We start from the raw sequence: 21437 nt of genomic DNA, 5'->3' as shown, positions 1-21437 counted from the left end.
TTTTAATTATTTGATCAAAATCATGTGCATTTTTTTGATAGCAAAAATAATAGTAGGGTCAGCTTGTAAAGGCATTTCTAACTTTAATCTATTTAAATAAACTCCAGCCACTCTTGGTCGCTCATCTTCTTTTACGGATTCTTTATGAACTATAGAAGCTAAAGCAATAACCTGTTCTGGTGTAAGCTCCAAAGCTTTTGCTTTTGCTATACGCTCTGAATTCCAAAATTTATGGTATTCTTCTAACATTTTATCTCTGAATTTTTCAGCTCCAATATTCCATTTTATTTCATAGGTATTGGGTATAAAAATCCCTAGTACATTATCTGTTGTTAATCCATTTTTTTTCAAAAAAGTTGGGTCTTGTATCGCATTCATAAGACTCAGACTATCAGCTTCAATTTGCCCTGCTATACGAGAAACTAATTTTTCAATAACTTCCTGATTATTAAAAGAGAGACTTAATGGAATATTATGACGTAAGGCTGTTACAATCTGAAAACTTCCCATTCCTTTTTTTAACAAAAACCGCCCTGGAAAAACATTTTGATCATACGAGCGTTTTTCTGCAACAAATTTAAAATTTTCTATATCAGCTACTTCAGGTGTAAGAATTTTAATTACTTCTTTATACGTAGCTCCAGTTGGGATAAAAACATACTTTTCTTTTTCTGTAAATTTTGTATTACTTGTAAAGGCTTTGATATAAACAAAAACAACCAATACTAGTCCTACTAGCCCTAACCCTAAAAATACTTTTTTGTTCAAAATAATTCGTTTTTAATAATTTGGATTGATTAATTGAAAGAGGAGTTCATCTCGATAATTTCCATCTTGAAAAATCCAATCTTTTTTGACTCCTATTTTTTGGAAACCAAAATTAGTAAAAAGCTTTAAACTAGCTTCATTTGAACAGCCAATATTTGCATACAATTGATGCAATTGTAAATGTAAAAACGCATAATTAACTAATAACTGTAAGGCTTCCCCCCTAATCCTTTATTTCTATATATAGCATTTTTAATTACTATTCCTACTCCTGCCCTATGATTTTTAGGATCATAATCAAACAAATCAATTAAACCAACTGGCTTATAAGAGCCTAACTCACATATTGCTAAGCGCAACTGCTTAGCTTGATAAATATCTTGATGTGCGTTTTCAAGATATTGTTTAATTAAAAAACGGGAATAAGGAGTTTGAGTATTACTGACCTCCCAAATAGACTCTTCATTTTCAATTTTATAAATAAAGGACAAATCTTCGGGTTCTAATGCTCGTAAAAAAACTTTATCTCCTTTCAGTGTTGACATAATATTAAAGGTGCTATTTTAAACAATTTAAATTTTATATAATAATAAAAAATAAGAGCAAAAGTAATATTTATAAAAATGATAGTTGAGGTAATTTTATCATTATCTATATATAAAAAACACAATTAAAAAATTAAAGAGACTAAATGTCAATTTCTCCTTGAAAAACAAATTGAGCGGGTCCTATTAAATGAATATTTTTATAACCCTTTACATCTTTTTCAAATGCGATTTGTAATTTACCTCCTTCAACTTGAATTCCAATTTTATTTGAGGTGGATTTTCCTAAATGAAACATTGCTAATGCCACGGCTGTTGCCCCTGTACCACAAGATAAGGTTTCATCCTCTACCCCTCTTTCATAAGTTCTAATAATAAAATCGTTTTCTCCCTTTTGAGATACAAAGTTAATATTACTTCCTGCCTTCCCGTATAAATCACTATACCGAATTTTAGCTCCTTCTGTTTTAACATCTAATTCTTTTAAATTACTTACTTCTTGAACGTGATGCGGAGATCCTGTATTTAAGAACACATATTCTGATGTCACTTGTATCGATTGTACATCTATCATTTGTAACGAAACTATGTTTTCTTCTATTATACTTGCATGATGTACACCGTCTACAGCTATAAAAGTGGTTACATCATTAATTACTCCCATTTTTTTTGCAAATGCTACAAGACATCTTCCTCCATTACCACACATTGAACTTTCATTCCCATCAGCATTATAATAAACCATTTTAAAATCTGTCGAATTGTCATTTTCCAATAGCATTAATCCGTCAGCTCCTATCCCAAAACGCCTATCACAAAGAAAATGGATAAGTTTGGTATCATTTTTGGGAAAAGTTAAATCACGATTATCTAAAATGACAAAATCATTTCCCGTTCCTTGGTATTTATAAAATGTAAGTTTCATGTATCTAAGATTTATATATAATGGGTAAATACTAAAATCAATTGATTATTATTATGTGTTCTTCCTAATTATTTATTGATGTTAATTTTAAGGAACAAATATCAGAATCCTTCATAAACCTACCAAAGATATAAATATTAATAGGAAGTTAAAGATTGTTAAACGAGCGTTAAAGCTAAAAAACTGAAATAAGAAAATTATATTTTTACGTTTAAATAAAAACAAGAAAAAGAGGAAGCCATGAGAAAATTAAGTAGTTTATTTTTAATTTCAATACTAAGTGGAGCAACCACTTTAGGAGGTTACAAATTGTTTTTTGAAAACACTTCTGCAACCTCTTCATTATCTATTGCTCCTAATTACATGCGTGCAGTAAGTATCGGTGCTGAGAATATAGATTTTACGTCAGCTGCTGAAAAAGCAGTTCATACCGTTGTACACGTAAAAAATAAAACAGTCTATAACGTACCATCTGATCCTTTTATGGAGTTTTTCTACGGACATAGAGGAGGACAACAACAAACACAAGTGGGAACAGGGTCTGGAGTAATTATTAGTAAAGACGGATATATCGTAACTAACAACCACGTAATTCAAAATGCTACAGAACTAGAAGTTACTCTAAATAATAACAAAACATATAAAGCAAAACTAGTTGGAACCGATAGCAAAATGGATATTGCTTTATTAAAAATTGAAGCCGAAACAGATTTACCAGCAGCTACTTTTGGAAACTCAGAACAAATAAAAGTTGGCGAATGGGTTTTAGCCGTTGGAAATCCTTATAACCTAACATCTACAGTTACTGCTGGAATTGTATCAGCTAAAGCTCGTGATTTAAGCAATCAAGGTATTCAATCTTTTATCCAAACAGATGCTGCTGTAAATCCTGGAAACAGTGGGGGTGCATTAGTAAACACAAGAGGCGAACTAATAGGTATAAACACTATGATTTCATCTCCAACAGGAAGCTATACAGGTTATTCTTTTGCTGTACCATCTAACTTAGCCCGTAAAATTGTGGAAGATTTAATGGAGTATGGTAATGTACAAAGAGCCGTTTTAGGTATAGAAGGTAGAGAACTTAATACAACAGCAGCTAAAGAAATTAGCACTAAAGAAACTACAGGAGTATATGTTGCTAAAGTTTCAAAAGGAACTGGAGCGGAAAAAGCAGGTATTAAATCAGGTGATGTAATTAAAAAATTAGATGAAAAAACGATTAACACCTTTGCTGATTTAACAGCATACATCAACACAAAACGACCAAATGAGGAAGTTAAAGTAAGTTTTATAAGAGATGGTAAATTAAGTAGTACTGTAGTAAAATTAGTTAAAAAGGAACTTGTAAATTACGATTTAAAAGGCTTAGAATTAGAAGATTTAGATACAAATGATAAAAAACGTTTTCGATTAAGCTATGGTGTAAAAATAAAAGAAGTCTCAAATGAAGAATTAACGGATTATGCAGAACAACTAAAAGGAGGAATTATACTAAAAGTAGATAATATAAAAGCTACCGATATAGAAACTGTTACACGCGTAATAGCAAAAAAAGGAGAAACGCAAAAAACACAAATTGAAATGTTAACAAACTCAGGCGAGTTATTACGTTTCCTTCTATAATATACTTCGCTATTAACTATTGAAAACCAACGCTCAACCGTTGGTTTTTTTATTAAAAAAGTTTAAAAAAGTTTAACAAAAGATTTTAAATAAATACTTTTGCAAGGTCTAATTTTTATAAAAAGAAATGAGCAATACAACTTATGAAAAAGAGTTAGCATTTCAAGCTGACAGAAGAAAAGCAGCGGTTGAATTTATCAAAATCGTAAGTGATTTATGGTATGATAAATCAATCGAAATGGTTTTATTTAGAAACCAGTTACTAGATCGCAATGTAAGTGAAATTATGAATTTACATGATTATGCGGGCGAGTTTGTACAAAAACCGATTAATATTTTTGACTCTGTAGAAATCTTAAGAGCTATCCAAGCATTAGATTTACCCCCTTCACGATTAGATATTGGTAAATTAACGTATGAATTTCACTTAGAAGACAATAAGTATAATGATGCTACTGACTTCGTAGTAGACAAATTAAAAGATGCTAAAGCTTCAGATGAAATCAAACCTAAAGATGTGGTTCTTTATGGATTTGGTCGTATTGGACGTTTATTAGCTCGTGAACTTTCCTCTAAAGTTGGAAAAGGACAGCAATTACGTTTACGTGCTATTGTAACTCGCGATAAAAATGATGCTGTTTTATTAGAAAAACGCGCTTCTTTATTACGTTACGATTCTGTACATGGTGATTTCCAAGGTTCTGTGGAAGCAGATGCTAATAATAGTACTCTAATCATTAATGGTGCTCCTGTACATATTATTACTGCTAATTCTCCTGAGGAAATTGATTATACAAAATACGGAATTCAAGATGCTTTAGTAATTGATAACACGGGTGCTTTTACAACTGAAGAAGCTCTAAGCCGTCATTTAACTTCTGTTGGAGTTGAAAAAGTATTATTAACAGCTCCAGGAAAAGGTGTACCAAATATTGTTCATGGTGTAAACCACGAAGCATACAACCCAGATGAAGTTAAAATTTGGTCTGCCGCTTCTTGTACTACAAATGCTATTACTCCTGTATTAGCTGCTATTGAAGAAACTTTAGGAGTAGAAAAAGGTCATATTGAAACCATCCACGCGTATACAAACGACCAAAACTTGGTAGATAATATGCATAAAAAATACCGTCGTGGTCGTTCAGCTGCTTTAAACATGGTAATTACAGAAACAGGAGCAGGAAGCGCTGTAGCTAAAGCATTACCAAGTTTAGCAGGAAAATTAACTTCAAATGCTATTCGAGTACCTGTTCCAAATGGTTCATTAGTAGTATTAAACCTTGAAGTAGGCAAAACTACTAATCGTGAAGAATTAAATGGTATTATGAAAAAATATGCTTTAGAAGGTAAACTAGTTGAGCAAATCAAATACGAATTAAATAACGAATTAGTTTCATCAGATATTGTAGGTACATCAGCTCCATCTATTTTTGATAGCAATGCTACTATTGTTTCAGCTGATGGTAAAAACGTAGTAATGTACGTATGGTATGACAATGAATATGGTTACAGCCATCAAGTAATTCGTTTAGCAAAATATATTGCTAAAGTAAGACGTTATACATACTATTAATAGACAAACAAATCAAAGTATACAAAAGCCGTTTCTTTTTAAAGAAATGGCTTTTTTAATGCCATATGGCTGAATTATTATCATTTTAAAATATTAAATTTGAGTGTCTAATCAATCAAAAAATGAAAATGAAAAAATTATTATGCCTAGGCTTTTTCTTTTACAGCTTGATAACACAAGCTCAAAAAAACACTTCTACTGCAACTCCTAAAACTTTTAATTTAGGTATAGTTGAAGAAATCACGTCTAATATTTTAAATGAAAAAAGGATACTTAATATCTACCTCCCACAAGGATACAACAACCAAGAAAGTTATCCTGTAATTTATGTTTTAGACGGTAGTGCTGACGAAGATTTTATTCATATTGCAGGTTTAGTACAATACTTTACATTCCCTTGGATTGAACGAATCCCTAAATCTATTGTAGTAGGCATTGCTAATAAAGATCGTAAAAGAGATTTCACATCTACTCCTAACCAACAAGTGATTCGAGATCGTTATCCTACTTCTGGCGGATCTGAAAAATTCATGGCATTTATAGAAAATGAATTACAACCTTTTTTAAATAAAAACTATAAAACAACAAACGAAAAAACTATTATAGGTCAATCATTAGGAGGTCTCTTAGCAACTGAAATTTTATTTAAAAAACCATACTTATTTGACAAATATATCATCATTAGTCCTAGTCTATGGTGGAACGATGGAGAGTTATTAAAACAAAATCCTGAAATATTAAATGAAAACTTTCAACAAGGTAAATCTATTTATATAGGTGTAGGCAAAGAAGGTTTAAGCCCTATATTTGATAATCATGTGATGGAAGTAGATGCTAATATTCTTTTTGACAAAATTAAATATGGAAAATCTAAAACTGTAAAAGTTATTTTTGACTATTTACCTGAAGAAGATCACGCTACTGTAACACATCCTGCTGCATTTAATGCTTTTAAATTATTATATCCTAAGAAAGAATAATTAAAATGAATTTACAACCACAATTAGAAAACGATACAATCCTATTATTACCCTTAGAAGAAGAGGATTTTGATGCCTTATATTTTATTGCATCTGACCCTTTAATTTGGGAACAACATCCGCAGAGTAATCGTTATAAAATAGAAATATTTAAGCTTTTTTTTTAAAGAGGCACTTAATTCTAAAGGAGCGTTTAAAATAATTGATAAAAAACAAAATAAGATCATAGGAAGCTCTCGTTTTTATAATCTTGAGGATAAGAATAAAAGTGTACTTATTGGCTATACTTTTTTAAGTAGAGTATATTGGGGATCAGGATATAATCCTCAGATTAAAAAATTAATGTTAGATTATGCTTTTGATTATTTAGATAAAGTATATTTTACAGTAGGAGCATTTAATTTTCGTTCTCAAAAAGCAATTGAAGCAATAGGTGCTATTAAAAATAGAGAATTTTCTGTTTCTTACGATAATAAACCAGACACTCTAAATTTTGAATATATAATTGAAAAATTAAGCTGGTTAAAAAATGATTTTTAATTCAGGAATGATTTTTTAAATAAAAAAACTGGCATTTATAAAACATCATTTAATGAAATATAAATGCCAGTTAATACACACCCTTTATTTTTTTATTATAAAATTCTATAAATTTTACTTTTTTATTCTTTAAACTTTTTACGGCTTTAAAAAAAGCAAACAAAAAGGAACCAAGTATTGATTATAATAACTTTTTTTAAACATCAAAAAGATAAACTAGCAGGTATCTTTAATAATTTTTAAAGGGTTAATTTTTTAATTCCACCATAAGATAAAATTTTCAAAATGGCTATCTAATGCAATTTTAGTTTCATCTACTGTTTTTGTTTTCTCATTCCACCAACCTGTTTTTAGTGATTTTTTTGAAATAGAGAAACTTGCTTTGATTTCATCAACATGAACAACAATTCCGTCTTCTATTGGTTCTATGCGACTAATTTTATATGCTTTCCTTAAATCTTCAAAAGTAGATTGTTTATTAATTCCTTTATCTGTTTTAAAGATCGGACTTTCTATTAACACTCTATTTATTTTTTCTTTTAAATTCCCATTATTTAAAGGAGGAGTAATGGTAAATAGTTTCTCTTTATTTTGAGTTTCAATTTCATAATCATCATATACTTCATCAACAAATTCTCCCTCTCCTTTTTTCTTAGTTATTTGAGCAGATGGAATTAATTTTAAAACGTCTTCAATACTTGTTGATGCGTTTAAATCACCTATAGATCCCGCTTTTATGATACTTTTAAAATATTTTCCTGCTAAAGAACCGCCGCCTCCGCAATAATACATCATTTTAAAACGATCTTCATATTTAGGAGTAAATACTTCAATTCCTAAATTATCATGCGATGGTACTACATACATCCAAACTTTTTGTTTTGAATCATTAGAAATATTTACCCAAAGAGTATCATTTTTAACTTCTCCATATCCCGTAAAAGAGCAGTTTTCTTTATTTTTTATTTTAGATGCCGAAAAAACTAATTTATACTGATTTTTTCTGGCGAAATTGAAACAGTTTGTTTGTAATTTTCATTTGAATTATAGAAGATATCATATCTCCCTGCGTAGTCATATTTTTTTTGTTTATTAAGAATATAATAAGAAGCAAAATTACCTTTAATCAACTTCTTATTAAGATCCAACAAGGTTAACTTATCTTGACCAATTAAGAAATGAGTTTGTTCTTTTCCTTTTTGTAAAATAAGTGTGTCATTATTAATTGTATAAGTTCCTTTGTCTTTATACGCATGATTATCTTGACTCAGATACAAATTATTATAAAGAAAAGTTTTATTAGAATTTAAAACTAATTCCACTTCTATTCCTGAACAATCCGCACAAGGAAGGGTTCCTTTATAAACACCTAGGAAATTATTCTCTTGACTGTTTTCAGAATTTTGATCTTTTTCTTGTCGTTACAAGAAGCCAGAGTTAATAATACTGAAAAAACAAAAAGTCCTTTTTTCATATTTAATATTATTTTTTAGTTTGTCTATTATCAATAATCAATCCAAAATTCTAAAAGTTTATTTTTTTTCTTTCCATAATGATCGTGACCCAGTAAGTAAAGACAAAAACAAAGCCCATCAAGAGAATTGTTTGATATAAATCACATTCCTTCTGCCCTATAAAAGGAATTAGTCCTACTATTACAATCCATTGGATAGCATAAAAATTAGTAAGATTTCTACTTAAAAATGCTATGGGTTGATATACTTTTTCAGACGCATATTTCATTATAATATCACAAATTTTCATCCATATAAGTACAAATCCTATGTACAACATAATTCCTCCAATTCTGGTATGCCAATAGTCTCCTAAATGATATTTTGGATTTGTATAAGTAATTGCTCCCCCTATGATGAAAAGAAAAACTCCTAGATAAAAACTTTTCATTAAAACTTCTTTATCCTCTTTATGTAATAAATAATCTCCCATTACATAACCTGCTAAAGGATATACTAGCCATGGTAACAATGGAAAGGATACAGCATCTCCTTTATCTCCCCAAAATAAATCAAGTACTCTATCTACAACTGAATTTCCTGTTTGAATTCCCCATACATAAGTTGAAAAACCTCCTATAACAAGTATTAAAACGGCTATATATTTAACAGGTACCTTATATTTACTTAATAAACTCATTACTAAATATGATAATCCTGCAAATTGTAATATATCTATTACTAAAAAGTTCTTCACTAACGTTTCCACTACATTCCCTTCTTCTGAAATATTTTCAACGGTTTTTGTCGTTATAAATAAGGAAGTAATACCAAAAAAAATAGCTGGCACAAGTAATCTAAAAAAATTTAATTTATATCCTTTAAGAAAGATAGATAAACTTCTTTTAGCTCTGGATGCAAATTCAAAATTCTTTGAATAGGTAAAAGCAAGTCCCATGCTAAACATAAAAACAGGGGCTGCTGGAGCTTCTCCTAATAGGTTAATTATTTTCCCAAAATAAGTACCTTTGTCTACAGCTAATACAGTATGGGTATTGAGTACATGTACACAAACCATAAACACTGCAGCGAGTGCTTTCGCTAAATCGATAAATTTTAATCTTTTCATTTGATGTCTTTTAATTTGATTAATTTAATTTCATAATCCAAACTATCTATTTTATAGTCTTTCTTATTTTTTAAGAATCTAAAACTTAGTACTCCTGTATTATATTGCCCCATTTGGATAGAATTAACAATATTTAACTTTTTGTTAGCAACATAAAATTTATAACTATTATTTACATCTGTCAAGAGATCTTCTTTTACTAATTGTACTTTATAAGTACTGTAATCTGGAGTTGTATAAAGAGGAGAATAAAAAGTCCAAGAAAAATAATCTGAAACAGGTTGGTTTTTAACTGTAATTTCTAATGCTTCATCATCTTTTAATTTGATATAAATTCCTTCATAAAATATATCCTTGGAAGGAAATAAGGCGTTAGAATTTTTAGGATTTAGTTTAACTTCCTGCTTAGAGGTATTAGGTGCTACACTAAGTGAATTCGTTAAATCTATTGAATTTACAACTAATCCTTCAAAAAATTGAATAAACGAATTATTAGTATTCAGATTCGTATTATTATTTATTCCTTGTTTGGATAGGTTAGGATTAATTCTTTCTATAACAGGTATTTTTTTAGTCTCCTGTAATCTCTTAGTATAATTTGAGTAATACTCTCTTAGTATGATAATATAATCATCTTCACTTATTTTGAGTCCATTTTTTTTAGTCTCAATATTTTTAGACAGGTTAATTTCATAATCTCCGTTTGCATTAATTTCGATTGTTTCGGAAGAAATACTCTCTGAAAGTAAGTTATAACCTTCTTCTTGCTTATATACTTGTACTCCTACATAAATTGCATTACCTAGATTTCCTTTTATCACATAATCATTTTTACTTGAAATAAATGCTGAATAGTAATTTGTAGAAGGATTATCGCCTCCAACTTTACGATTTTCTCCTATCCAATTTGTAAATTTAGGAAAATCAGCACTATTATTTTCTAGATAAACATCCTTACTTAATGATAGTGCATCAGTCAAAAAAATGAATGATTCTTTATTTACTGATTTAACTTTATGATTTTTCACAAAGTTTTGTAGCTTACTAAAAGTATTATCAATTTTTAGATTTTGTGCATTTAAATAATTAACACTTATAAATAATAGTAGAATTAATCTCATAGGGTAGATGTATGTATTTAAAAATTATTAATAGCTAATTTATAATCATTCTTTATAAGATCAAACCTTTTTAACAAATAATACAGAATAGTCTTATAAATAAAATTGATTTAACCAATAGTCTACAACAATTAAAAGAATGGTAGTATACTATAATAGAAGAGTTTGTACTAAACTTCACTAGTCAAGTACAAACAATAATAGTATATAATTTTTAGATTAAACTTTGAATAGTTTTTGTTTTTTATTACTATTCATCAAGCAAGACGCGATTAATTTGAACGAATCTTTTAGCGTAATAAGGCTCTTTAGTAGATGATATAATTACTCCTTGGCTAGTTGAAGAGTGAATAAATTTAATTTCATCATCCATAACTTCTGTAACCATTCCTACATGTCCTACTCCTCTACCTCTTGTAGCAAAAAGATTAAATCACCTTTTTGTGCTTGATTTCTATCAATACGAACACCTGCTCTTTGCGCCATTTCTCTTGACGATCGAGGCAAAGTCATTTCTATATTTTTAAAGGTTGCAAACATTAAACCAGAACAATCAAAACCGCCATTTCCTGTAGAACCACTACGATATCGCGCTCCTATATTTTCAGATGCTTTAGTTATTAAAAATTCTGCCTTAGACATATTTTCCTCTGACAAAGGAGCTACTACTGTAATAGGCATTTCTGGCTGTACTGCTTCCGATTCAATAATTAGTTCATCTGTATTTTCTTCTTCAATTTGAGGTTTTATTTCTACAATTTTAATTTGCCCACTCTTAGACGGAACAGGGATTATTTTTTGAGGTTGCTTTATTAATTGAACATCCTTTTCTTCTTTTTGATTATCTTTCTCTTGATCTTTTTTATCTTGTGCTAATAAAATTTCTTTTGTTGAATTTGGCATCTTTGATTCTATGCCTACAAGAGGTGTATTTTCAGGTATTATTTTTGCCTTTATAACCAGCTTATCTCCTATTCCTAAACTATTTTTAATATGAGGATTTAGTGCTTCTAATTCTGTAATTGAAATCCCATACTTTCTTGAAATACCGTATTTTGTTTCTTTAATTTGCACTTCATGAATTAATTCTACTGTATTATTTAAATCTGGAGAAATGATTGGTTGCTGTTCTGAAATAACTATTTCTTCTTTTTTCTTTTTCTTTGGTTTTTCAGCTTTTGCATTTAAACCCTCTATGTTTTGTTGGGTTGAAATCTTTATATGTTCTCCTATTTTTAGACCTTGGGATTCAATATTAGGATTCAGTTCTTTTATTTTTTCTATAGTAGTATTGTATTTTTTAGAAAGACTATACAATGTTTCTTTAGTCAATACTTCATGTTCTACCAATACAACTTCAGATTCTTTATTTTTAATTTTAGAAGTTGGTATTTCTAAAATCATATTGAGTTGTAATGTTTTTTTTGCCTTTGGATTTAGCTCTATGATTTCACTTTGCTTAACATTGTATTTTTGAGCAATACTATAAACTGACTCACCGCTCACGACCTTATGCTTTAGTTTTTCTTGTCCAAAAACACTGATTGAGAACCACAAAAAACTATATATTACTTTTTTCTGAAAATTCATTATTAAAATTTAAGTATATTAAGAGGTTGCCCCTCTTTTTATTCGTTTCGCAAGTTACATAATAAAAGTGGGTCTATTCTTAAAATTTAACACTTTTTTAAAAACTAAAGCTATCTAATTTAGTTATTGAATTTAGAATAACCTTCAAGATAAATCATAATTTGAAGGATATTTTATAGAATTCTTCCACTGTTATATAAATCTTTATTGTTTAGTGATAAATTAAGAAATGAGTGTGTTTTTTGATTTTAAAATTAGTTGTTTGTCAATATTCCTAAAATAGCAAAAAACTAAATTCGTTACTTGAGGTTTAGGATACCTATAGAGTAGTTTCCTTTTCATGAATTATTATTCTTTTTATCCTTAATAATAAAACGATTATGTATTGAAGATAGTTATTTTTTTTACTAAGAACTATAAATATAATTGGTCTTTTTTGGATTGACAGAGATTTAAAATTCATAATATTTTACTACTCATTACATCTAAAGTTTTTTTTGATGTGTCAGCTTAATTTATATATTTAAATAACCTAGTTCAGCTTCCTTTCTTTATGATTTCTTATTGCAGCATTTTTCATTAAAATTTTATAAATCAAAAAATAAAGAGAGTAATTCAAAGATATTCTATGAAAATCGCTTATTCGATAACTTTTCGGGTAGATACTATATTTTATCAAAAAAAAGAGGCTGTCCAAATTTTTTTTTATTAGACAACCTCTATAATTAACAGTATTAATATTATTTATTCTTATAATAATTTATGAGATGGAGCAAACTTGGTTAAATTAATTCCATCTACTGCTTGTTTATATTCTTCTATTGTAGGTGTTCTTCCTAATAGAGTAGAAAGGATAACTACTGGTGTTGAAGATAATAATGATTCTCCTTTTTAGTATCCGTATCTTCTACTACACGTCCTTGAAACAAACGGGTAGATGTAGCCATAACGGTATCCCCTTTAGCTGCTTTTTCTTGGTTCCCCATACATAAGTTACAACCAGGACGTTCTAAATATAACATGTTTTCATATTCTGTACGTGCAACTGATTTAGGATTATTATCATCAAACTCAAAACCAGAGTATTTTTGTAACACTTCCCAGTCTCCTTCTGCTTTTAATTCATCTACAATGTTGTATGTTGGTGGTGCTACTACTAAGGGAGCTTTAAACTCAACTTTACCGTATTGTTTTTCTACATTTTTAAGCATCTGAGCTAATATTTTCATATCCCCTTTGTGTACCATACAAGATCCAATAAATCCTAGATCTACTTTTTTAGTTCCTCCATAAAATGATAATGGACGGATTGTATCGTGTGTATAACGTTTAGAGACATCTTTATTATTTACATCAGGATCTGCAATCATTGGTTCGTTTACCACATCTAAATCTACTACAACTTCAGCATAATATTTAGCGTTAGCATCTGGTCTTAATGCAGGTATTTCTCCTGAGCGAATTTCTGTAATACGTTTATTTGCTTTTTCAATTAGACCTTGTAATACTTTGTTTTTGTTGTCCATTCCTTTATCAATCATGATTTGGATTCTAGACTTAGCAATTTCTAATGATTCTATTAGTGTTTCATCTTCGGAAATACAGATAGAAGCTTTCGCTTTCATTTCTGCAGTCCAATCTGTAAATGTAAAAGCTTGATCAGCTGTTAAGGTTCCAATATGTACTTCAATAATTCTACCTTGGAATACGTTTTCACCGCCAAACTGGTGTAACATTTGCGCTTGAGTAGCATGTACTACATCGCGAAAATCCATATAGTTAGCCATATCACCTTTAAAAGTTACTTTTACAGACTCTGGAATTGGCATAGAAGCTTCCCCTGTTGCTAAAGCTAAAGCTACTGTACCTGAGTCAGCTCCAAAAGCGACTCCTTTAGACATACGAGTATGAGAGTCTCCTCCTATGATAATAGCCCTATCATCAACAGTAATATCATTTAATACTTTATGGATAACATCTGTCATAGAATGATAAATTCCTTTAGGATCACGAGCTGTAATCAATCCAAAGTCATTCATAAATTTCATTAACTTAGGAATATTGGTTTGTGCTTTTTTATCCCAAACTGAAGCAGTGTGGCAACCTGATTGATAAGCTCCATCTACAATTGGAGAAATTACTGTAGCTGCCATAGATTCTAGTTCCTGAGCTGTCATTAAACCTGTAGTATCTTGAGACCCTACAATATTAACTGTTACACGAACATCTGAACCGGCATGTAATACTTTACCAGGTGTATTACCAACTGCATTTCTATTAAATATTTTTTCTACTGCTGTCAATCCTTGACCATCTATAGAAACTTCTTTTGAAGGAGCAAAAACTACAGGTGCTGTTATTCCTAATGTTTTAGCTGCAAATGTTTGTAATTTTTTACCAAAAACAATAGCGTATGAACCTCCTGCTTTGATAAATTCCATTTTTTGGGGAGTGAATGATTTTGACAAATCAATTAACTCTTGATCGCCGTTATATAATTTTTTTGTTTTTGTATTAATTGTTAAAACGGTCCCTGTTTCAACTGAATATACCTGTTCTAAAACAGGTTCTCCATTTTCATCACGAACTAATTCTCCATTAGCAGCTGTTTTTTTAATCCAGTTTTTTAAATCTATACCGATACCTCCTGTAACGTCTACAGTTGTCAAGAAAATAGGAGAAATACCATTAGTTCCTCCTACAATTGGTGCAAAATTAACAAATGGCACGTAAGGGCTAGCTTGTTTTCCTGTCCATAATGCTACGTTGTTTACCCCAGACATACGGGAAGAACCTACTCCCATAGTTCCTTTTTCTGCAACTAACATAACGCTTTTATCAGGATGTAGTGTTTTTAGATCTTCTATTTCTTCTTGCGCTTTAGGAGAGATCATACATTTACCGTGTAATTCTCTATCTGAACGTGAGTGTGCTTGATTACCTGGAGAAAGCAAATCTGTTGAGATATCTCCCATACCTGCTACAAAAGTAACTACTTTTATTTCTTCTGCTACTTCAGGTAATTTTGTAAAAAATTCAGCTTTAGCATAACTTTCTAATACATCTTTAGCTATTGTATTACCTGCTTCAAAAGCTATTTTCAAGCGCTCCATATCTGCATCATATAAGAAAACTTGTGTTTTTAATACTTCTGCTGCTTGCTTAGCTATTTCTAAATCATTTCCTAAAGCTAGATCTAATAGTACTTCAATAGAAGGACCTCCTTTCATATGAGATAATAATTCAAAAGCAAAAGCTGGCGTAATTTCTGCAACTATTTGTTCACCTTGAATTATTTCTTTTAAAAACTGAGCTTTTACTTTTGCTGCAGGAGTTGTTCCTGGTAAGGTATTGTAAATAAAGAATTTCAGAGAGTTTTCTCTATCTTTATTATTCACATCTTTAATTTGAGCGACAATCTCATTTGATAATTCAGCACTATCAATCGGTTTTGGATGTAATCCTTGATCTTTTCGCTCCTCTATTTCTTTAAGGTATTCTTTATACAATTCCATATCTAATACTATAAATATAAGGTTATCATTTTTGTTGTTCAAATTTACAAAATGTTCAGATTGCTTAAAAATTTTTCAAACAAATATCGCAATCACTTATTATTTTTTACCAAAATATCAAAATCAACACTTTATATTTAAAAATAAACAAAAAAAAACAGGTGGTATTTTAACGAAATACCACCTGTTCTTTTATTCTAAAATATGATTTTATTTATTTTTTGTCTTTTATGTATTTAAATAACCAATCATAAAATACATCTTTATGAAAATAACGTTCTACACTTCCGTGATTTCCATTAGGTTCTATAGTAAAAGTAGCATCTGCTTCGGGCATACATTTTTTAATAGCTTCATAAACTTTTGAGGACTCTCTTAGTGGTACTATAAAATCTTTTGCTCCATGAATAATCCACAAAGGAAGTTGGGCCAAATTAAAACTATCTGTAATATTACCTCCTCCACATATAGCAACAGCTGCAGTTAATTCATTAGGATATTTTCCTGCAAAATGCAAAGTTCCATACCCTCCTAAACTCATTCCACAAACATATATTCTACTGGCATCTACTGGATAATTTTCTTTTGCATATTGAATTAGTTCTAATACTTTATCAGGATTCCAAGCTCCTTTAGCTAATTGTGGTGCCATAACTACTGCATCTACTTTTCTACCTCTCTCTATAGCTCTTAGAACACCGTATCTTTTTACTCGATTCAAATCAGTTCCGGAAAGGCTTTTACCATGTAAGAAAAGCAACAAAGGTAGTTTTTCTCCTTCTTTGGGTGCTTGTACCCAAAAAGGATAGGATGTTTTTCCTTTAACGGCTTCAATTTTTTTAGGTTTTTCTTGAAAAGATAAAAAAAACAGAGCTATAATTATCCCTATCCATCTCATATTAAAATAATTTTTGAATAATACTTTCTTCGGTAATTCCTTCTGCATCTGCTTTATAATTTTTTACTATACGATGACGAAGAATACCAGTTGCTACTGCTTGAACATCCTCTATATCAGGACTATATTTACCATTCAAAGCGGCATGTGATTTAGCTGCTAAAATTAAATTTTGTGAAGCACGTGGTCCTGCTCCCCAATCAATGTAATTTTTAACTAAATCAGGAGCTAAGGAATTATCTGGTCGTGTCTTAGAAACTAAGGTTACAGCATATTCTATTAGATGATCTGTAACTGGAATTCTACGAATCAAATGCTGGAATTCAATTATTTCGTTTGGTGTAAATAATGAATTTATATTTACTTTAAAATCGGAAGTAGTACTTTTTACAACTAAAACTTCCTCTGCAAAGGTTGGATAGTTTAATTTAATAGCAAACATAAAACGGTCTAATTGTGCTTCTGGCAAGGGGTAAGTCCCTTCTTGCTCTATAGGATTTTGAGTTGCTAACACAAAGAAAGGAAGGTCTAATTTATAATGATGACCTGCAACCGTAACTGATTTTTCTTGCATAGCTTCTAATAAAGCGGCCTGTGTTTTAGGAGGTGTACGATTAATCTCATCTGCCAAAATTATATTGGAAAAAATAGGGCCTTTTATAAATTTAAAATTCCTAGATTCATCTAAAATTTCACTTCCTAATATATCTGAAGGCATTAAATCAGGTGTAAACTGAATACGTTTAAAATCTAATCCTAAAGCTTGCGAAATAGTATTTACCATCAAAGTTTTAGCCAATCCTGGCACACCTACTAATAATGCGTGACCTCCTGAAAAAATACTTAATACAATTTGATTAATTACTTCTTCTTGACCTACTATAATTTTTGCAATTTCAGCTTTTAATTCTTTTTGTTTTTGAACTAATCGTTCTATAGCTGCTACGTCTGACATATATTTTATTTTTTTGACCTAAAGAAATAGACTTACTTTAGTTACTTTTATTTAAAATAAAAAAGGGTTTGTTATATAAAAGTATAAAACTAACTCTTTTATTTTAATTTAAAAAATTAGAGTACCTAGTAAATTTTACAAAGAAAGACTTTTCTTTTTAAAACAAATTTAATTGTTATAATTACAGAAGTGAATAATAACGATAAGAATATTTATATTATACATTTCTAAATTAGGATTTGATTTAACCTTACAACATATTAAAAAGTAAAAGAGCGTGTCCTAAAAATCAAATGTATTCTATTAGCATTATTTCTTTAAACAATTATACTCAATAGCAAAATATTTTATCAAAAGAAGAGGCTGTTCAATTTTTTTTTGACAGCCTCTTTTTTCATCTTATTGAGATAATTATTTTTTCAACCAATTATTGGTGAATTTACAATCACGATATTCTCCATTAATTTTAATATGTGTTTCTTTTATCTTATCAGTACTCCATTTTGCAATTTCTTTTAATTGCTTTTCTTTTAATGCTAATTCTTTTAAACGCAAATAATCTTTAGCATAATCAGCGGTATGTTCCTCAAAACGATTTGTTACTGTCATTATTTTAAAAAACTTAGCACCTGTTCTATCTTCATCTGTAATAGGATATGATATTTCACCATCTTTTAAATTTGCGACTACTCCATAAATGGAAGGGTCCATTTTTGTCAACTCAAAACGAGTATCTTGTGTTTTTGGATTTATTAAAACACCTCCATCATTTTTAGTTTCTTTTTCATCTGAAAACTGACGAGCTGCTTGAGCAAAGGTTAATTCTTTATTTAAGATACGTGTTCTAATTTTTTCTGCTTTTTCTTTTGCTTCTTTTACGGATTTATCAGAAGCTTTAGGAGCAATTACGATATGACGTAATTCTAAATCTTGTCCTTTTATTTTTTCTAATTGAATAATATGATATCCAAATTCTGTTTCAAAAGGCTCTGATATTTCTCCTTCTTGTAAAGCAAAGGCTACGTCTTTAAATTCTTTTACAAATTGGGTTTTACGGTTCATTTTATAATACCCTCCATTGTTTTTTGAACCAGGATCTTCTGAATATAAAACTGCTTTAGTAAAGAAACTAGCTCCGTTTTCTAAAACATCTTTTTTTAATGATTTTAGTTGATCTATAACGGCTTGTTTTCCTTCTTTTGTAATTTCAGGTTTAACTACGATTTGCGCTAATTGCATCTCAGCACCAAAAACAGGTAATTCTTCTTTTGGGATTTTTTTATAAAAATCCCGAACTTCTTCAGGTGTAATGGTCACACGATCTACAATTTTTTTTTGCATTTCTGCTGTCAATTTATTTGATTTTATGATATCAAATAATTCTGTTCTTAAATCTTGTTCACTAGATTTTCTATAATATTCAACTACTTTTTCTATTGACCCCAATTGTTGTTTTGCATAATCCAGCTGTTCTTCTAATTTTTGATTTACTTCTGAATCTGTTACTACAATACTATCTTGAACAGCTTGATGTGCATATAATTTATCTTCTAATAGTTTACCTAACATCTGACAACGGGAAATTTCCTTTGTATTAATTCCTTGCTGTTTTAGTTCAATATATGTTTTATCAATATCAGAATCTAAAATTATGTAGTCTCCTACTACTCCAACTACACCATCTACTTTTGTTTTTTGAGCAGTAGTCGAAAAAACGGCTATGAATAAAGTTAGAAAAACACTTACTTTTTGAATTAATTTCATTTTTATTGCTTTATTATTTTTTTATTTAGATGTTTTTATTTTCTCAAAAACACTATTATTTATATCTATTTTAAATTCTTTTTTGAGTTCTGAAACCCAATTATCTTCTAAATATTGTTGGTAATCACTAATTACTTTTCCTTTTGTTTCTTCTAATGTTTTTTGTGTAGCAGGTAATACTTTTAGAACTTTATTAACGTAAAAATAGTCTTTTTCCTTATAAATCTTAGAAATCCCTTCTTTTAGAATAATATTAGGATTAGCTCCTTCTTCAATTATTTCTTTCTTAGGAATAACATTAATAACTTCTTTTGTGTTTAATTTTTCTTTAAGCTGATCTATTGTAAGATTTTCTTTTAATAATTTTTGAGCCTTTTTTACAAATTCTTCATTAGTAGAAGAAACCGTTATTATTTCAGCTCTATTTTTCCATTGGTATTTCAATTTATTTTTTTCGAAATAATTTTTAAGTCCAATTGTATCTTGTTTAGCTTTATTCCAAATTTCTTTTTCCATCAAATCAAATAACAATAAGCCGTCTCTATATTCTTCTACAATATTAGCAAAATCAGGAAATTCTTTTTCTAAATTTTCATTATAATAAAGATTTAACTGGTTATCTATAAAATTAGAATATACTTGATCTACTAATTTTGTAATAGGTTTAATTTTTAATTTTGCTTTTTGTTGAGAATTTAATTCATTTAGAAAATTTGTTCCTAAAATAGTTTTCTCTCCTATTTTCACTAATTCCTGATCAAATTGTTTTTTATTTTCAGGCATATTCCATTCTCCAGCATAATAAGCATCTGTAACGGTATTTTTAATTTCTGAAAATATTTTTTCATTTCGCTTTACAGGATATTTTTGATGTAGTTTAGAAGTCAATGCTGAAATAATAATTTTTGAGCGGTCATCTTTTCTAATTTTTACATCTAATTCTCGCTCCATTTCTTGTAACTTCTTAATAGGAAATTTTTCAATAAGCTTAACGATATGCCATCCAAATTGACTTTCAAATGGTTCTGAATAATCTCCTATATTTTTTAATTCAAATGCTTTATCTTCAAAAATATCTGAACTCAACTGACCTGAACTAAATCGAGGCAAAGTTCCTCCTTTTGGAGCAGAACTCTTATCTTCTGAAAACTGATTTGCTAAAGTCGAAAAATTTTCTCCTTGTTTTAATTTTGAATAAATATCAAAAATTGCATTTTTAGCTTTAGTTATATCTGCATCTGTTTTTGTTTGAGGCTTTAAGATCATTATATGTGCAACTGTTACCTCTCCTCTATTTTCTCTTACATCTTGTACTTTTAATAAATGATATCCAAACTTTGTTCGTACAGGCATGGAAACATCACCTATCTTTGTTTTATAGGCAGCAGATTCAAAAGGATAAACCATTCTAAAAGCTGAAAAATAACCTAAATTCCCTTTATTTTCTTTAGCAGAAGGATCCTGAGAATATTGAAGAGCTAATGATTCAAAAGACTGACCTACAACTGCCTTATTTCGTATATCTTGAATTTGCTTATAAGCTTTTAATGTATCTTCTGGTGTTGCATCTTCATCACATAAAATAAGGATATGTGCTGCTTTTACTTCCTTTTGAATTCTAGAATAAGCTTCATCTATTAACGCTTTAGTAACCTTAATATCAGAAGTGTAATTTTTAGCTAATTGATTTCTATAAGAGCGTAACTCATTCTTATATTGCATTCCATTTTGCAATCCTAATTTATTAGCTTTATTAATTTTTAATTTATACGCCACATATAAATCTAAATAAGCATTCAAATCTTTTTGAGATTCATCCTTAACTAAATCAATATTTTTATTGTAAACCCTTAAAAATTCATCTGTATAATACGGTTTATCATCAATAGTAAACAAAACCTCTTTATTAGCATTTTGTGAAAAACCTACAGCTGATAGTGTTAATAATGCAGTAGTTACAAACTGTTTTAGATTCATTATCATATTATAATTTATAAATAGCAAAGCAAAAATAAGAATTCGAACACATTAAACAAGTAAAGATAAATCTATTA

At 29.3% G+C, this 21437-nt stretch carries 17 protein-coding genes and 3 pseudogenes; 5 read left to right on the top strand and 15 right to left on the bottom strand.

Annotation, left to right across the window (positions count from 1 at the left end; all coding sequences use genetic code 11):
- Positions 1–6: 6 nt before the first annotated feature.
- The 3 genes and pseudogenes from JJC03_RS08950 to dapF all read right to left on the bottom strand — a co-directional run bounded on the left by JJC03_RS08950 (position 7) and on the right by dapF (position 2238).
- Positions 7–768, bottom strand: a complete 762-nt coding sequence (locus JJC03_RS08950) for an endolytic transglycosylase MltG (RefSeq protein WP_309597628.1) — start codon at positions 766–768, stop codon at positions 7–9.
- 12 nt (positions 769–780) lie between these two features.
- A pseudogene (locus tag JJC03_RS08945) lies at positions 781–1313 on the bottom strand (GNAT family N-acetyltransferase).
- A 142-nt stretch (positions 1314–1455) separates the two neighbouring features.
- On the bottom strand, positions 1456–2238 hold the full coding sequence (dapF, locus tag JJC03_RS08940; protein ID WP_088398539.1) for a diaminopimelate epimerase: 783 nt from the start codon (positions 2236–2238) through the stop codon (positions 1456–1458).
- Positions 2239–2478: 240 nt separating this feature from the next.
- On the opposite strand from dapF, the gene JJC03_RS08935 reads away from it, so the two are divergent.
- The 5 genes from JJC03_RS08935 (at position 2479) to JJC03_RS17765 (ending at position 6957) form a co-directional block, all read left to right on the top strand.
- Positions 2479–3864: a S1C family serine protease gene (locus tag JJC03_RS08935; RefSeq protein WP_088398540.1), complete on the top strand. Its 1386-nt coding sequence runs from the start codon at positions 2479–2481 to the stop codon at positions 3862–3864.
- 127 nt (positions 3865–3991) lie between these two features.
- Positions 3992–5437 carry a glyceraldehyde-3-phosphate dehydrogenase gene (locus JJC03_RS08930; protein ID WP_235873079.1) on the top strand — a complete coding sequence of 482 codons (1446 nt, stop codon included), beginning with the start codon at positions 3992–3994 and terminating at the stop codon, positions 5435–5437.
- 128 nt (positions 5438–5565) lie between these two features.
- Positions 5566–6417, top strand: a complete 852-nt coding sequence (locus JJC03_RS08925) for an alpha/beta hydrolase (RefSeq protein ID WP_088398545.1) — start codon at positions 5566–5568, stop codon at positions 6415–6417.
- A 5-nt stretch (positions 6418–6422) separates the two neighbouring features.
- Complete coding sequence (locus tag JJC03_RS17770; protein ID WP_258930499.1) at positions 6423–6584, top strand: GNAT family N-acetyltransferase; 162 nt, start codon at positions 6423–6425, stop codon at positions 6582–6584.
- 31 nt (positions 6585–6615) lie between these two features.
- A complete protein-coding gene (locus JJC03_RS17765) occupies positions 6616–6957 on the top strand; it encodes a GNAT family N-acetyltransferase (RefSeq protein WP_309597796.1) in 342 nt (113 codons plus the stop codon).
- Positions 6958–7212: 255 nt separating this feature from the next.
- On the opposite strand, the gene JJC03_RS08915 is transcribed toward JJC03_RS17765, so the two are convergent.
- The 12 genes and pseudogenes from JJC03_RS08915 to JJC03_RS08860 form a co-directional block, all read right to left on the bottom strand.
- On the bottom strand, positions 7213–7824 hold the full coding sequence (locus tag JJC03_RS08915; protein WP_235873077.1) for a hypothetical protein: 612 nt from the start codon (positions 7822–7824) through the stop codon (positions 7213–7215).
- A 116-nt stretch (positions 7825–7940) separates the two neighbouring features.
- Positions 7941–8309, bottom strand: a pseudogene (locus JJC03_RS08910) (copper resistance protein NlpE N-terminal domain-containing protein); the annotation flags it as partial.
- Positions 8310–8326: 17 nt separating this feature from the next.
- Positions 8327–8431: a lipoprotein gene (locus tag JJC03_RS19150; RefSeq protein WP_374226214.1), complete on the bottom strand. Its 105-nt coding sequence runs from the start codon at positions 8429–8431 to the stop codon at positions 8327–8329.
- Between the two features lie 50 nt (positions 8432–8481).
- Positions 8482–9540 carry an acyltransferase family protein gene (locus JJC03_RS08905; protein WP_103714551.1) on the bottom strand — a complete coding sequence of 353 codons (1059 nt, stop codon included), beginning with the start codon at positions 9538–9540 and terminating at the stop codon, positions 8482–8484.
- A complete protein-coding gene (locus JJC03_RS08900; RefSeq protein WP_103714553.1) occupies positions 9537–10661 on the bottom strand; it encodes a hypothetical protein in 1125 nt (374 codons plus the stop codon). The genes JJC03_RS08905 and JJC03_RS08900 overlap by 4 nt, the downstream gene beginning before the upstream one ends.
- Before the next feature lie 250 nt (positions 10662–10911).
- Positions 10912–11034 (bottom strand): hypothetical protein, encoded by a 123-nt coding sequence (locus tag JJC03_RS19145; protein ID WP_258932603.1) that lies wholly within the window; start codon positions 11032–11034, stop codon positions 10912–10914.
- A gap of 26 nt (positions 11035–11060) precedes the next feature.
- The gene (locus JJC03_RS17755) at positions 11061–12251 is read right to left on the bottom strand and encodes a C40 family peptidase (protein WP_258930498.1); all 1191 of its coding nucleotides are present in this window, start codon (positions 12249–12251) and stop codon (positions 11061–11063) included.
- 750 nt (positions 12252–13001) lie between these two features.
- Positions 13002–15766: pseudogene (locus JJC03_RS08880) on the bottom strand (bifunctional aconitate hydratase 2/2-methylisocitrate dehydratase).
- A 214-nt stretch (positions 15767–15980) separates the two neighbouring features.
- The gene (locus JJC03_RS08875) at positions 15981–16664 is read right to left on the bottom strand and encodes a carboxylesterase family protein (protein ID WP_174647553.1); all 684 of its coding nucleotides are present in this window, start codon (positions 16662–16664) and stop codon (positions 15981–15983) included.
- 1 nt (position 16665) lies between these two features.
- Positions 16666–17619, bottom strand: coding sequence for an AAA family ATPase (locus tag JJC03_RS08870; RefSeq protein ID WP_088400841.1), 954 nt, complete (start codon positions 17617–17619; stop codon positions 16666–16668).
- 411 nt (positions 17620–18030) lie between these two features.
- Positions 18031–19383, bottom strand: coding sequence for a peptidylprolyl isomerase (locus JJC03_RS08865; protein ID WP_088444706.1), 1353 nt, complete (start codon positions 19381–19383; stop codon positions 18031–18033).
- A gap of 21 nt (positions 19384–19404) precedes the next feature.
- Complete coding sequence (locus JJC03_RS08860; RefSeq protein WP_240918129.1) at positions 19405–21366, bottom strand: peptidylprolyl isomerase; 1962 nt, start codon at positions 21364–21366, stop codon at positions 19405–19407.
- Between the last annotated feature and the right edge of the window lie 71 nt (positions 21367–21437).

It is taken from the genome of Flavobacterium oreochromis (assembly GCF_019565455.1).
Lineage (GTDB): Bacteria > Bacteroidota > Bacteroidia > Flavobacteriales > Flavobacteriaceae > Flavobacterium > Flavobacterium oreochromis.
This window is presented reverse-complemented; position numbering and strand designations above follow the sequence as displayed.

Coding starts and splice junctions, on each gene's coding strand:
- dapF (WP_088398539.1), bottom strand. CDS start 2,238: ATGAAACTTACATTTTATAAATACCAAGGAACGGGAAATGATTTTGTC.
- JJC03_RS08935 (WP_088398540.1), top strand. CDS start 2,479: ATGAGAAAATTAAGTAGTTTATTTTTAATTTCAATACTAAGTGGAGCA.
- JJC03_RS08930 (WP_235873079.1), top strand. CDS start 3,992: ATGAGCAATACAACTTATGAAAAAGAGTTAGCATTTCAAGCTGACAGA.
- JJC03_RS08925 (WP_088398545.1), top strand. CDS start 5,566: ATGAAAAAATTATTATGCCTAGGCTTTTTCTTTTACAGCTTGATAACA.
- JJC03_RS17770 (WP_258930499.1), top strand. CDS start 6,423: ATGAATTTACAACCACAATTAGAAAACGATACAATCCTATTATTACCC.
- JJC03_RS08915 (WP_235873077.1), bottom strand. CDS start 7,824: ATGTATGTAGTACCATCGCATGATAATTTAGGAATTGAAGTATTTACT.
- JJC03_RS19150 (WP_374226214.1), bottom strand. CDS start 8,431: ATGAAAAAAGGACTTTTTGTTTTTTCAGTATTATTAACTCTGGCTTCT.
- JJC03_RS08905 (WP_103714551.1), bottom strand. CDS start 9,540: ATGAAAAGATTAAAATTTATCGATTTAGCGAAAGCACTCGCTGCAGTG.
- JJC03_RS08900 (WP_103714553.1), bottom strand. CDS start 10,661: ATGAGATTAATTCTACTATTATTTATAAGTGTTAATTATTTAAATGCA.
- JJC03_RS19145 (WP_258932603.1), bottom strand. CDS start 11,034: ATGGATGATGAAATTAAATTTATTCACTCTTCAACTAGCCAAGGAGTA.
- JJC03_RS17755 (WP_258930498.1), bottom strand. CDS start 12,251: ATGAATTTTCAGAAAAAAGTAATATATAGTTTTTTGTGGTTCTCAATC.
- JJC03_RS08875 (WP_174647553.1), bottom strand. CDS start 16,664: ATGAGATGGATAGGGATAATTATAGCTCTGTTTTTTTTATCTTTTCAA.
- JJC03_RS08870 (WP_088400841.1), bottom strand. CDS start 17,619: ATGTCAGACGTAGCAGCTATAGAACGATTAGTTCAAAAACAAAAAGAA.
- JJC03_RS08865 (WP_088444706.1), bottom strand. CDS start 19,383: ATGAAATTAATTCAAAAAGTAAGTGTTTTTCTAACTTTATTCATAGCC.
- JJC03_RS08860 (WP_240918129.1), bottom strand. CDS start 21,366: ATGATAATGAATCTAAAACAGTTTGTAACTACTGCATTATTAACACTA.